General features: G+C 50.9%; 3 protein-coding genes and 1 pseudogene. All 4 read left to right on the top strand.

Annotation, left to right across the window (positions count from 1 at the left end; translation table 11 throughout):
- The 4 genes and pseudogenes from J2T14_RS05700 (at position 1) to J2T14_RS05715 (ending at position 15,308) form a co-directional block, all read left to right on the top strand.
- A complete protein-coding gene (locus tag J2T14_RS05700) occupies positions 1-6,330 on the top strand; it encodes an SDR family NAD(P)-dependent oxidoreductase (RefSeq protein WP_307468779.1) in 6,330 nt (2,109 codons plus the stop codon).
- 56 nt (positions 6,331-6,386) lie between these two features.
- A pseudogene (locus tag J2T14_RS31080) lies at positions 6,387-12,101 on the top strand (SDR family NAD(P)-dependent oxidoreductase); the annotation flags it as partial.
- Positions 12,102-12,285: 184 nt separating this feature from the next.
- Positions 12,286-14,493: a type I polyketide synthase gene (locus J2T14_RS05710; protein ID WP_307468784.1), complete on the top strand. Its 2,208-nt coding sequence runs from the start codon at positions 12,286-12,288 to the stop codon at positions 14,491-14,493.
- A 53-nt stretch (positions 14,494-14,546) separates the two neighbouring features.
- Positions 14,547-15,308, top strand: a complete 762-nt coding sequence (locus J2T14_RS05715; RefSeq protein ID WP_307468787.1) for a ParA family protein — start codon at positions 14,547-14,549, stop codon at positions 15,306-15,308.

Raw genomic sequence — 15,308 nt, forward strand, 5'->3', positions numbered from 1 at the left:
ATGGCCGGGAGAGAAATCAGAGAGGATATTGCTATTGTTGGGATAGCTTGCCGTTTTCCGGACGCGGACAATTATCATCAATACTGGGAAAACCTTGAGCAGGGACGGAATTCGATCAAGGAGATCCCCGCAAGTCGTTGGGATAATGGGAAGTACTATTCGCCCAATATGGATGAACCCAATAAAAGCATCAGCAAGTGGTGCGGACTTCTAGATGACGTAGATCGCTTCGACCATCAGTTCTTTCAGATATCGCCGCGCGAAGCCGGCAATATGGACCCGCAGCAGCGTCTGTTGTTGGAAGAAACTTGGCATTGCATAGAAGACGCAGGTGTGCCGCTTAAGCAGCTGCAGGAGAAAAAAACCTCCGTATATGTGGGCGTAATGGCGGCCGATTATCGTCAAGAAGCGGTGAAAGAGGGCGTCGTAACGGACAGCTATGCCAGCCTCGGAAGCTATGAGTGCATGCTTGCCAATCGAGTTTCCTACGCCTTTAATTTGCAAGGGCCAAGCCTAGCGATCAATGCGGCATGCGCTTCTTCCATCGTTGCCATCCATGAAGCGAAACGTTCGCTGTTGACCGGGGAAAGCGATTATGCCTTCGCAGGCGGCGTATCCTTGAATTTGCATCCTTGGAAATACATCTCTTTCTCCAAATCGAGAATGCTCTCTCCCGACGGCCAATGTAAAACCTTCGACAAGGACGCGAACGGCTATGTACCGGGTGAAGGGATCGGCATGGTGCTTATGCAACGATTGGAAGATGCATTGAAGCAGGGCAGCCGCATATACGGCATCGTGAAAGGCAGCGCGGTCAATCATGTGGGCAAAGGCGTCTCCGTCACCGCTCCCAGCGTAAAGTCGCAGCAAGAAGTCATTCTTGCTGCTTATCGCGATGCAGGGATTTCACCGGAGACGGTATCCTATGCAGAGGCGCATGGCACCGGGACCTCGCTCGGCGATCCAATCGAAGTAGAATCGCTCTCACTTGCCTTCCGTGAATATACCGATAAACAGCATTATTGTAAAATCGGCTCCGTGAAAACGAATATCGGTCATCTTGAAGCGGCAGCAGGAGTGGCGGGCCTAATCAAAGTGCTCATGATGCTTCGGCATAAAAAAATACCGCCCACCTTAAATCTGAAGACGGTCAACCCGATCATTCCATTCAAGCGCTCACCCTTCGAAATCGCCGACCGATTACAGGATTGGGAAGCGCCGGAGGCAGGACTGCCGCTTCGTGCGAGTGTGAGCTCTTTCGGCTTCGGCGGTGTCAATTCGCATGTTCTTATTGAGGAGTTTCAAGCGCTGAACCGTACAGTGAGTCAATCGGAAACGCAGGAAGGTCAGAAGGACAAAGGATTGTTTGCTTTGTCGGCGGTAACGCCGCTCGCCCTTCAGAAGCAGATTGAGGACTGGAAAGCCTTTGCGAGAAGCAATCGTTTCGGGCAGCAGCGTGTTCTTGATATATCCGCTACCTTGCTAAACGGACGAGGCGATTTTCCGCATCGCCTCGGTTTTGTTTTTTCTAATTTAGACGAGCTTAAGCAAAAGCTGGAACAGCCGCTGGACATCTTTTCGAATAAAAGAGAACAAAATCCGGTTCTTTTCATCGGCGAGATGAAGTGGTTCGGTTATTCCGAAGTTGAGGAAATGATTAAACAAAGCGCGCTGCTGAAAAAGAATTTGGATCAATTGCTGGCTTCGGCGGACGACGAAAACATAGTGAAAGGATTTAAACGCAAGCGATGGTATGCTTCGAAAGCGCCTTTGTACCGTTTTGCGGTCGGCTACGCTCTTGTTAGGACGCTCATCGAACTGGGCTTCGAGCCAAAAGGACTGGCAGGGGAAAAATCGGGGCTATACATCGCTTTGGCCGTATGCGGGATTGTGAGGCCGACCGAGATCATGAGCCTGCTAGGCGAAAAGAATAGAGAGCGTATGCTGACCGCTTCTAGGCCGTCCATCCCCTTCTATGATAATGTGAGCAACCAAATGGTGCAGCCCCATGTATTTACGGAAAATTATTTGATAGCACTGTTTGATGGATTAACGGATGCAGTGACAGAAGAGGCTTTTACTCATTATGTACATAAAGCAAGACTCCTCTATAAGAGCCAATTTACCTTCAAACGGCATTTGGAGGAATGGAACAAGGCGTTGCAGCCATTTGCCGGGAATGTTGTTGAACAGCTTGAAGCCGAGCTTCCGTATGAGCCGAGTAGTCGGAAGCAGGCGCTGCTCGTCGCTGCGATTATGTACGCCTTGCGTAAGCTTAATCAAAAATGGCAGCTGACGGAAGAACGAATACTAGCAGACAATCGTTTTTATGAGCTGCTTGATTTGATCGTGGATGAGCTGCTAACGAAGAATGAGTTTACGTCATTAGTCCTAAACGGAATGGATGGCGCTTCGGAAATAGCTCGGAGCATGAATAATAAAACAGCTGGGAAAAGAATTCAACAATCCTATCGCCTGCTCCGTGAGCATAGTCCTGTTCCAGATGGATGGAAGGATCTGTCCAATTGGCTGGATCAGGCCTTAGAGGTAAATACCGCGTTGCAGGATGCAGACGAAGCTTTCGTGCTGGGCGAAATGGGGTTTCAAGATACGCTATTAAGATTATGGCTCTGCGGGGTTCCCGTCCATTGGCAGGCGATCTACCCCGAACAAAGCTATTATAAAGAGGAATTGCCTATTTACTCCTTTGACAGGGAGTCTTTTTGGCTGCCCGGCATCCAAAAGGATGAAATCGTACATGAAGCAGCGGCAGCTCCTTCGCCTATTAATGAGAGTCTGCTGAAATCGATTGCTGCCGAATTGATCCAGAACTGCGCCAGGATTTTGCAGGTAGACGCTATGAAAATAGATCCGGAGGGGCAAATGGCGGATTATGGCCTTGAACCCGTACATCTGATCGAATGGACAGAGGGTTTGCAAGCGCGTTTCGGAGTTGATCTCTCCGTTGACGAAATGATTGCAAGCGAAACTTTCATGGAAGCAGCGCGGCTTCTTCTCAGGAATCTTAGCGATGTTCCCCATAGGATTCATAATGAATCGGCGTCGGGTACGGCTCACTTGAGGCGTATCATGCTGACGAAAGTGTGGGAGGAGAGTCCCTTACAGCCGATCATGGAGCCCGCGGGACCTATTATTATACTTGCAAACCGCGAGCAACTCCATACAGCTGAGGTCATGCTGCGCAACGGAATCGCGGTTGATTGTTCATTAACAACCGCTGAGCAGGGCCGTGATTTGGCACGGGATCTATTAACAAGGTACGGCTTAGTAACCGGCTTGATCGACCTTTCCGATCTTTCTTTTACGGCAACAAACAGCTGTCAGACAAGCCTTGGAAAATTTGCTTTTTTACAGGAAATCGTCAAGCGAGTGCGTAAACAGGAATTCAGATTGCTGCATCTTACAGCCGGCTTGCAAACCTTTCAAGCAAAGCAGACCACGATGAAAGGAGCAGCTACAGCTTCCTTGGTCAAAATGATCGGTGCCGAATACAAAAAGCTGCAAGCAAAGACGGTGGATATCGATTCGTTGGATGTCGAGTGCTTGCGTGAAACAGTATGCCGCGAATGGCTGGCTCCCGATTTGGAAACCGAATGCATTTACCGTTCTGGCCGGCGATACAGCCCTAAGATGAAAGAGGTGTCTGCTTCCGTTGGTCCTCTTCCCGATATAGATGCCAATAAAGTCTATATCGTGACGGGAGGGACACGCGGAATCGGGGCTGAGGTTGCCAAGCATCTCGTCAGCCGCGGTGCAAGAAAGCTTATATTAATGGGAGTTCAGCCGTATCCGCCGAAGGAACAATGGAATCATTTGCTTCAGAATCCGGGGACGGACAGCAAGCTTGCCGATCGGCTGAGGAACGTCTTGAATCTAGAAGCACAAGGCGCTATTGTTGAATGGTTTACCGGATCATTATCGGATTCGGACATACTTGCGGCCTTCCTTCAGAGTGTGCGTGCTCGATTAGGCGCCGTCGGCGGCGTTGTGCATTGTGCCGGACTGCTTTCAAATGAAAACCCTGCTTTTATTTCGAAGACAGCAGACGAAATACAACGTGTGCTTGAGCCGAAAATAAGTGGACTTGCAGCATTAAACGAGGCGCTCTTCGATGAACGCCCCGACTTTTTCATTCTGTTCTCGTCTGTTGCAGGAACAATCCCGATGCTTGCCGTTGGATTATCCGATTATGCGGCAGCGAACGGCTATATGGATTATTACGCTGCCTATCAGCGGAGTCAAGGCAGATTATGGTTTCAAGCGATTCAATGGCCGAATTGGAAGGAAGTCGGAATGGGGGATGTGACGGGCAAGCTCTACACAGAGATGGGCTTAACGGCACATGATACGTCGGATGGTTTACAGATGCTTGATTTTGCGATGACCCATAAGAAGGATGCGGCGATCATGCCTGCCGTGGTGGATGCGGATGTTTTCGAGCCCGAACGGTTATTGTATGCTCGTCCTGCCAAGAGGGAGACTTTCATGAAGATGGAAGAGAATCAGAGCGCAAACATTGTGCCTTCTTTAAACGAATCAACGAAGTCGAAGGCATCGAGTGCCGAGACGATCGAGAAGCTGAAGGAGATGTTCTCGAACGAATTGCTGATTCCGAAGGAAAAGCTGGATGGGGAGGCGTCATTCGGCGAGCTTGGCGTGGATTCGATTCTGATCAATGTCCTTACGAAAAAGGTCGAAGAATGGATTGGCATGAAGCTGGATCCGTCGTTATTTCTTGAATATCCGACGCTGAATCAATTCGCGGATTATTTGCAGCCAGCGGCAGCGCTTGAGGAAACGGATCCCCCGAATCCGTCGCAGCCGCCGGAGGCTTCCAAGCAAAGCGGCAAGACGTCGATGAGGAAAGCTTCGAGTAAAATAGCGGTGATAGGCGTAGGCTGTCATTTCCCTGGCGCGGAGAATAAGGACGCTTATTGGCGCAATCTCGTTAACGGCACGTCCTCGATCGTTGAAGTGCCGGACTCGCGTTGGGATAAGAGGGTCTTATATTCACCGACTTACGAGAAAGGCAAATCCATATCCAAGTGGGGCGGCTTCCTGGATCAAATCGAACGATTCGATCCTCGTTATTTTGGCATTTCGGAGGAGGATGCTTTGCATCTGGATCCGCTGATCCGCCAATTTATGGAGGTAACGGCGCAAACCTTGCATGATGCAGGATACGAGAAACAAGAGCTCTCCAATAAAAACGTCGGCGTTTTTGTTGGATCAAGGGTAGGGAATTACGGTTCAAGAATCAGCGATATTCGCAAAAGCACCATTACAGGCATTGGCCAAAACTTTATCGGGGCGCATATTTCCCATTTTTTCAATTGGAAAGGCCCTAATCTAGTTGTGGATACCGCTTGCTCTTCATCCCTCGTTTCGATCCATCTCGCCTGTCAAAGCCTTCTTAGCGGAGAGTCGGAAATAGCGCTTGCAGGCGGCGTGGAAATTTTGCTTGATGAGCAGCTCTACCTCATACTTTCTGAAGGAATGGCGCTCTCGCCGGATGGAAGATGCCATACTTTCGATGAGAAGGCAAACGGATTCGTGCCGGGAGAAGGCGCCGGGGCCGTGCTGTTGAAGCCGCTCGATAAGGCGCTGCAGGATGGGGATCGCATTTATGCCGTAGTCGAAGCAACAGCGGTTAACAATGATGGCACTACGATGGGAATTACGACGCCTAATCTGGAGGCGCAGAGCGCTATGATTCATAGCGCTTTGACTAAAGGAGAGATCGACGCCAGTTCCATCTCCTATGTTGAAACCCATGGAACCGGCACGATGATCGGCGACCCGATCGAGATGAAAGCCTTGACGAAGGTTTTCCGTGCGTTTACGGAAGAGAAGGCGTTCTGCGGAGTTGGATCTGCCAAGACGAATATCGGACATTTGCTCAGCGCAGCCGGTGTGGCAAGCTTTATTAAGGTTGTTCTATCTCTATGGAACAAACAGCTGCCGCCAACCTTGAATTGCGATTCGCCGAATCCGCGGCTCGATTTCAACCTTTCGCCATTTTATCCGAATACGACTCTGCGTGATTGGCAGCCGAGGGCTGGAATACGCCGGGCGAGTATTTCTTCGTTTGGATTCGGCGGTACGAATGCGCATGCCATTCTTTCTGAGTGCGAGCCGAGCATGCCGGGAAGAGCGGAATCGAGGAGGGCGTCTTTGCCTCCGATCGAATTCAATCGCCAACGTTACTGGTTAGATGCGAAGCCGGGACGCGCGGTAGCTGAGCCCGCGGCTATCCATACTTCGGGCCTTCCGAAGATGCTGCAATTTATAGAGGAAGAACAGTTTTAGAATGGGAAGGACGGGGGGGGAGCATGCGAATGAAAGAGCTGAAGAAAATGACATTCAGCACGATGATGAGATATGAGGATTTGATCGTTAGAGATCACCGCGTCCACCAAACACGCATAATGCCAGGTGTCACCTTTATCGACATGATCTATCGTTTGCTTCTGTCCAAAGGCTTCTCAGCCGAGGAAGCGGAGCTGCGCAGCATCCTATTCAAGGAACCAGTCGCGACGACAGAGCAATATGACAAAAAAATTCGAATTACCTTTCAGCCCGTAGGCAGCCATTATTTGGTGACTGCACAAAGTCAAAAGATGCGATCCGATCAAGCTTTGGAGGCTTCGTGGGCCGATAATTTACAATGCGAGCTTCATCTGGGCAAGAAGGTGCCCGTTAAAACGATTGACGCAGATGCCCTTGTCGCCGGGGCTGTACGTCTTGAGGATATGGAACATACGTATTCCTATATGAGGAAGACCTCTATTGAACATTATGAATTTATGAAAATGCTTGGCCGTGTCCATGTCAGCGATGACTATCGACTGGGGGAAGCCCATTTAAGCGGTCTTGCCCAACAATATGCGGACAGCTTTTTTATGCACCCGGCGTTTCTTGATGGAGCTACCTGCGTAGCGGATGCGGCTATGCTGGCAAAGGCTGCAGGCGGTGCGGAGATAAAGCCCTTTATCCCGATGTTTATCGAGAGCTTTCGCGCTTGGAGCGGGCTGGGGGAGAAGGTGTATGTGTACATCCCCGCCGGCAGCATGAAGATTACGGCATCCGGCGATATGTTGTACTCGGATATCGAGCTTTACAACATGGAAGGCGTTCAAGTGGCTTCTTTTGTTCGGCTTGGTTTTAAACAGGTGCGTTCGCAATCCTTGATCCATCATTTGGAGAAAGTTGACGGAAGCGGAAATGACCAGGCTTCGGCAGCTATGCAGCCGCCAACAGTTGCATTGACCAACAAGCCTGCGCAGAAAACGAAAGCAGCCATTGAAAGCAAACTGCGGAGCATGGTTGCCCGCCTGCTCGATCTGCCTGCGGATAAAGTGAATGTAGAGACAGGCTTCTATGACCTGGGTCTGGATTCCAGGCAGCTTCTTGCGTTGGTGGAGGAACTGGAGACACTGACAGGCAGCAAGCTGTATCCAACCTTGCTGTTTGAGTATACGAGCGTTGCCAAGCTTTCGGACTATTTATTTGCGGAAAACAAAGGAACATTCCGTTATGAAGAAGCGGATGCCCAGGAAACGGCTGAGAGACCAAGTGGTAGCCTGCTGCATACGATTCGGAATGATCTGTCTCGAATGGTCGCTCTTCTGCTGGGCCGACCGATTGAGGAAGTGAGCGCGGAGGACGGATTTTACGATCAGGGGCTTGATTCCAGGCAACTGCTGAAGCTTGTGCAAGAGCTTGAAACGAAGCTTGGCAGCAAGCTGTATCCAACCCTGCTATTTGAATACACCTCCATTGACAAGCTTGCCGATTATATTGCCGAAGAGCATGGGCAGGCTTATTCGTCAGCGGTCGGGGCGGATCCCATCCTACCGCAGGAGCAGGAGCTAACGGCGGCTTCTGTGACGAAGCAGAGCGGGCAAACGCTGCTTGAGAACAGCTTTTTCTATCGTCCGCAATGGGTAGAGAAGCCGTTAGCGGAACATTCTATAAGTCAAATTGGTCAATCCGTGCTGATCATTGCTTCAAAAGATTCGAAACGGCTGGCAGCGGAGCTGACGAGCATGCTTAGCGGAAAAGACATTTATGAGCTTGATCTAGGAACGGAAACGAAGCAGCTTACGGACCGCTTATGGGAGATTCGTACGGGAAGCGCTGAGGCATTGGACCTCGTGTTGAATGAATGGCCTACAATGGACTCCGTCTTTTTCCTTGGGGGCATGCATCACAGGCCATCGAAGCTCAACAGCTTAGCAGAGCTTGAACATAGTCAAGAGCAAGGCGCTATCACCTTATTCCGTCTCGTGAAGGCGTTCGTAAAGCGGAAATGGATGAGTAAGCTTCGCCGTTTATATGTGATTGCCAACAATGTTCATGAGGTCGCTGCCAGCGAGCAAACGATTCCTTACGGGGGGAGTGCGTTCGGCCTTGCCAAAACGATAGCCGTCGAATATCCTCAGGTTCAATTACATGCTCTGGATCTTGCGCGGGAAGAAGAGCCATTGGAACAAGCAGCCGCTATTCTGTCAGAGCCGTCTCACCCGCAAGCGCGCGAGACAGCCATTCGCGGCGGCAGACGTTACGTGCTGGATGTTCGGCCTGTGCAGCTTCCTTCCGTTGAACCGACCCTGCTGAGACCAAACGGGGTTTACCTTATTGTGGGGGGTGCAGGCGGCATTGGACTTGAGCTGGCCTATCATCTAGCGGTGAAAGCGAAGGCTTCCCTTATATTGACGGGTCGAAGCGACCTGAATGAGCTGCAACGAAGCAAAATAGCTGATATCGAGGCCTTGGGCAGCCGCGTTCTGTATATTCGCGCCGATGTAACGGAGTTGTCGGATATGCAGCAGGCGGTGAAACAAGCTAAGGCGCATTTTGGTGCGCTGCACGGCGTCGTGCACTCGGCTATGGCATTGAATGACAAGGTGCTGGCAGCCATGGACGAAACGGTCTTTCGCGCTGGACTGGCTCCGAAGGTAACGGGCACTGCGGTGCTGTATGAAGCGTTGAAGGATGAGCCGCTTGATTTCCTTATGTTCTTTTCATCTGTTTTGTCGCTTGTCGGCAACGTTGGACAAAGCAATTATACCGCGGGCTGTGCCTTTAAAGACGCCTACGCGCATGCGATCCGCCAACGAGTAAGCTACCCTGTCAAAATTTTTAATTGGGGATACTGGGGGACGGTAGGCGCAGGCAAGTCGGACGACATTCGGAAACAGCTTTCTTCTATCGGGGCAGAGGCTATCGATTCAAGTGCGGGGATGGTTGCCATAGACCGGATGCTTGGCCTTAACCTGACGCAGATTATTCCGTTGAAGGCCGATGACAAGCTGTTGACCGCACTCGGAGTCAATTTGAACCAGCCAGCCGTACCATTTACCGAAATACATAGGCCTCATCATTCTGCTTCAACAATTGTGGATGTAACGATTGCATCGAAAGCTTCGGCTGCGGCAACGCTTGAACAAACCGAGAACCGCAACCCCGAGCTGGATATTGCAATCATTGGAATAAGCGGACGTTATCCTGGCGCGAACTCCATGGAGGAGTTCTGGGACAACCTGAAGCATGGACGCGACAGCGTTACGGAGATTCCGTCCGATCGATGGAACGTAGAGCAATATTTCAATCCGGACAAAAATCAAGCAGGCGGTATGTACTCAAAGTGGGGCGGCTTTATGGAAGACGTCGATAAGTTCGATCCATTGTTCTTCAACATTTCGCCGCGCGAAGCCGAACTGATGGATCCGCAGGAGCGTCTGTTTCTAGAAACCGTATGGCATGCTATCGAAGACGCAGGCTATAACAAGTCGGGGCTCGGCCGCAAGGTCGGTGTCTATGTCGGCGCAATGTGGGGTCAATATCAGCTGCTTGCCGCTGAAGCAAACGGCAGTCCTGTAATGCCTTCTTCCATCTATGCGTCAATTGCCAACCGAGTATCTTATTTCTTCCATTATTCGGGCCCGAGCATGGCTGTAGATACGATGTGCTCATCCTCTTTGACGGCTATTCATCTCGCATGCGAGAGCTTGCGGCGGGGAGAAATTAACGCTGCGGTGGCTGGAGGCGTCAATGTAACGATCCACCCGAACAAATATATGTTCCTATCTCAGAATAACTTCGTCTCCAGCGACGGCCGCTGCAGATCATTCGGAGAAGGCGGAGACGGTTACGTACCAGGAGAAGGCGTAGGCGCCGTGATATTGAAGCGAGCAGACAAGGCTGCTGCCGATGGCGACCGTATCTATGCAGTTATTAAAGGAAGTGCCATTAACCATGGCGGCTATGCAAGCGGCTATTATGTACCGAATCCAAACGCGCAAGCTGAGGTCATTACGGAAGCGATAGAAGGCTGCGGCATTAACCCGCGTACGATCTCTTATGTCGAGGCGCATGGAACAGGCACCTCGCTTGGCGATCCAATCGAAATAGCTGGATTGAATAAGGCTTTCAAAGGGTTCACGAAGGATAAGCAATTCTGTGCGATTGGTTCGGTAAAGTCGAATATCGGTCATTTGGAGTCGGCGGCGGGCATATCGGGTCTTTCGAAGCTATTATTGCAAATGCAGCATAAGCAGTTAGTGCCTTCTTTGCATTCCGAAACATTAAACAGCGGAATTGACTTTACTAGCTCTCCGTTTTACGTGCAACAACAGCTTGGGGAATGGAGACGCCCGGTCTTAGAGGAAAATGGACGCAGCGTTGCTTATCCCCGCAGAGCATCCATCTCTGCTTTTGGCGCAGGCGGATCCAATGCTCATCTGATCATAGAAGAGTATGAGATGCCGGCAGCAATAACTAACGGCGGACCGCAATTGCTTGTGATCTCCGCACGCAGCGAGGAACGGTTGAAGGAGATCGCGGGGCGTCTAGCTGCACGTCTTGCGGAAGGCGGTATACAGCTTGATGAAGCGGCGTATAGCTTGCAGCGCCGGGAAGAGATGGATGAGCGTCTTGCCTTCGCGGCATCGGACATGGAAGATGCGATCGAGAAATTGAACAGGTATGCGAACGGCTCATCGGCGAACGGCTTTGCATGTAACAATGTTAGAGTCAATCAAGAGATTGCATCTGCCGAGGGGGTCGCGGCCCTAGCCGCAGCCCGCAACCTTGAGGGGCTTGCACAGCTATGGGTTAAAGGCTGCAGAGTGGATTGGAAGTCATTATATCCAGCAGGTATACCTGCAATCGTCTCGCTTCCGGCCTATCCGTTCCTGCGCAAAAGGTATTGGATTAACAGTTATCGGAGCCAAGAGAAAAAACCGACAACAACGGCAACTGCTGCTCCTTCTATACCGGCGATAAAGGATCCCGGTCCGTCTTTCGGCCAAAAAGTGATGGATGCTTATAGGCCGGATGACGACGGTACAAGCGATGACGTGAAGCTTGAAATTATAGATGGTTCGATTGCTCTTCTTACAATGAGTGATCGGGAGAACAGAAATATGTTCTCCGACAAGCTGGTTGGCGGTTTAATGGCACAATTTCATAAGCTTCGCCATAACGAGAGCATCAAAGCGATCGTTCTTACCGGCTATGACAACATTTTTGCTTTTGGCGGCACGCAGGAGCAGTTAACGATGATTTCCGAACGAACATTTTCGTTCACCGACGTGCCGTTTATGTTCCGGGGACTGCTTGAATGCGAGATTCCCGTTATCACTGCGATCCAGGGTCACGCTTCGGGAGGCGGACTCTTGTTCGGTTTGTACGGAGATATTGTCGTGATGGCGGAGGAAGGTGTATACAACGCCGTATTCATGAAGTATGGATTTACGCCGGGCATGGGTGCAACCTATATCCTGCAGGACAAGCTTGGCAAAAACCTGGCGACCGAAATGATGTTTACCGCAAGGAGCTTTCGCGGAGAAGAGCTTCGCGACCGCGGCTCATCCGTGCTGATTCGGCCGGGGAAGGAAGTAGTCCAGGAGGCGGTCTCCATTGCCCGGATGCTGATTGATAAGCCCCTTCATTCTTTGAAAACGTTAAAGGCAGAGCTTGCCGGCCGGACGCTGCGTGCGCTGCCGGAGGTGATTGCTGCCGAGGAACAGATGCATGAAGAAACATTCGGTCACCCGGATGTTAAGAAAAGGATCGAGTACTACTACTTAACGAGCGATGCCCGCACGAATGCTGCCGCAGCGGCAGAGACCGCATTTGACGAATCGTTTATGAGAAAGCTGCTTGCCGATCTTGAGGCCGGATCGATAAGTCCTAACCAGGCTGCAAGGCTGAGTAAGATTAATAAACCTTGAGAACTTTGATAGCGGGGGGATTCCAATGGGGTTAAGCGAAGAAGAAATCTACAATCGAGTCTCTAATGGAACGCTGACCAAGGAGGACGCTTTGGAACTCCTAAAGCGTCTCTACAGTCACGGGCAGCAGGAAGCGGCGGCGGCGACGGAGGCGGCGGTCATGAGTCGCAGCGCTGCCCGTCCATCGAGGAAAGAATCCGAAGCGGATGTGCAAGCTTTTGTGGTCGATATTGTCAGAAGGATCCTGCATTTAGAAGAGGATGAGATCGAGCAGACGCTTACTTTCAAAGAGCTTGGAGCGGATTCGATCTCCTCGGTGGAAATCGTTCGGGATATTAACAAAAGTCTGCGGCTGAATCTGGATGCTGTCGTTCTATATGACTTCAGTACGATCCAGAGCTTGGTTGACCATATTGCTTCCATCATTCAAAGGGACAGCAAAGTAATCGCGCAGCCAAGTGCGGTACAGCAATCTGTTGTTGTATCCCCTCCTGTGCCGAAATTAGCAGATGCAGAGGCGCGTTTCTCCGAGAATGCCGTGCAAGCAAAAATCGTGGAAATCGTGTGCGGCATCTTGCATTTAGGGGAGGAAGAATTAAATACCTCCTTCTCCTTTCGCGAGCTTGGCATCGACTCGATCTCTGCGGTTGAAATCGTTCGTGATCTGAATAAAACGTTCAAATTAAATCTTGATGCGGTCACTTTGTATGATTATGCCACGATTTCCAGCCTTGCCGAGCATGTGAACAAAGTGAGAGCCAATAGCGGTCTCGTAACCGCGTCAGCGGTTCGATTAGCCGAGTCGGACACGATGCGTGCCGTCGAAACGGCTCAACAGGCGGGGGGGCGGCAAAAACTCGTCCTTTCAAAAAAAAAAAGTGATCGGGCAGAGCCCGAATTAACCCAAGCGCCGCCGTCGACCGCTGACAAACAGCCGTCGCTTTCGGGAGAGGCTGTAGCGATCATCGGAATCGCCGGGCGCTTTCCTGGTGCTGACAACGTGCACGAGTTTTGGAACAACCTTCGCGACGGCGTTGACAGTGTAACGGAGGTGCCTCGCGAGCGCTGGAACATTGACGACTATTACGATCCGGACCCGCATGCCCCAGGCAAGACCAATTGCCGCAAAGGCGGTTTTCTACGGGATGCGGATCAGTTCGATCCCTTGTTCTTCAACATTTCGCCTAGGGAAGCAGCGTTTATGGATCCGCAGCAGCGGCTTTTCTTGCAGGAAGCGTGGAATGCGCTTGAGGATGCTGGTTATACGGATATGAGCCTATCAGGCAGAAAATGCGGTGTCTTTGCAGGCGTTGCAATGGGAGACTATGCAAAGCTGTTGGCCGAACAAGGCTTGGAGACGCTGGGGGAATCTTTTTCGGGCTTGGCAACCTCGATTCTAGCAGCACGCATTTCCTATTTTCTCAATTTGACAGGCCCGAGTATGGCGATCGAAACGGCTTGCTCATCCTCGTTGGTTGCCATTCATCAAGCCTGTCAGAGCCTGCTGTCCGGCGATTGCGATATGGCGTTAGCGGGAGGCGTGTCGTTGATGCTGACTCCGGATTTGCACATAAAGTCTTCGATGATTGAAATGATTTCACCGAGCGGGAAATGCCGATCCTTCGATGCAGGCGCAGACGGGGCCGTATTCTCGGAAGGCGTAGGCGTTCTCGTGCTTAAGCCATTGACGAAGGCCTTAGAGGATTCCGATCCGATCTACGGCGTCATTAAGGGCTCCGCTGTTAACCAAGATGGCAAAACGAACGGAATTACGGCGCCAAGCGCTCGTTCGCAGACCCAGCTGGAGTCGGACATTTACCGCAAGCATTACATAAACCCGGATGAGATTACCTATATGGAGGCACATGGGACAGGCACGCCGCTTGGTGATCCTATCGAAATTAAAGCGCTTACCGAATCGTTTGAGTTATTCACGCAGAGACGTCAATATTGCGCAATCGGTTCGGTAAAGAGCAACATTGGCCATGCGTCTACCGCAGCTGGAGTCATTTCCGTAATCAAGGTGCTGCTTGCGTTGAAGCATGGCCAAATTCCGCCCTCTTTACATTTTGAACAACCCAATCCGCATATCCGTTTTGAGGAGACGCCGTTCTATGTGAACACCAGGCTCATGGACTGGAAGGTGGATGGGGGAAAGCCGAGAATAGCGGGAATTAGCGCTTTCGGATTCAGCGGTACGAACTGCCACATGATTATTCAAGAGGCACAGTAAGCCATAAGGCATTGCAATAGGAATAAGCCTGGGCGTTAAGGAGGAGAAACACGATGGGAAGGAAGCTTTGTGTCATAAATCAGAAGGGTGGCGTCGGCAAGACCACCTCGGTGATGAACATCGGAATTGGAATGAAAAATGCAGGAAAACGAGTATTGCTGATAGATCTCGATCCGCAAGCCAACCTGACGTCGGCGTTGGGCTTCCAGTCTCAGCAGTTGGAATCTACCGTCTATGAATGGATGAAAGGAGAAACTTCCTTCGAAGACACAGCGCTGGAATACCGAGGCTTATATCTTATTCCGTCCAATGTCGAATTGTCTGCTGCCGATATAGAGTTGTCTCAGGTGACCGGCCGCGAATTGCTGTTGAAGAAAGCGATGGACGGCGTGCTTGACCGTTTCGACTGCATCTTGATCGATTGTTCCCCAACCTTGGGTTTGTTGGCGCTCAATGCATTAACTGCCGTTCATGAGGTGCTCGTCCCCATACAGCCGGAATACCTCCCGCTTGAAGGGGTCAGCTATTTGATGAGGACGATCGAATTGGCGCAAGAACGCTTGAATCATGATCTTAAGGTAGGCGGAGTTATCGTAACCCGGTATGACGGTCGCAGAAATCTGCATCGAGAGGTTGTGGATATCATTCGCACCCACTTCGAAGATAAGCTGTTTAACACGTTCATCCGCAACAATGTAGCTTTGGCGGAAGCGCCTTCCTACGGTAAAGATATTTTCACCTATAAGCCGGACAGTAACGGTGCCCAAGATTATGAGGCTCTATGCAAGGAAATCTTAATGCGAGAGGTTGTATAA

It is taken from the genome of Paenibacillus harenae, assembly GCF_030812415.1.
Taxonomy (GTDB): domain Bacteria; phylum Bacillota; class Bacilli; order Paenibacillales; family Paenibacillaceae; genus Pristimantibacillus; species Pristimantibacillus harenae_A.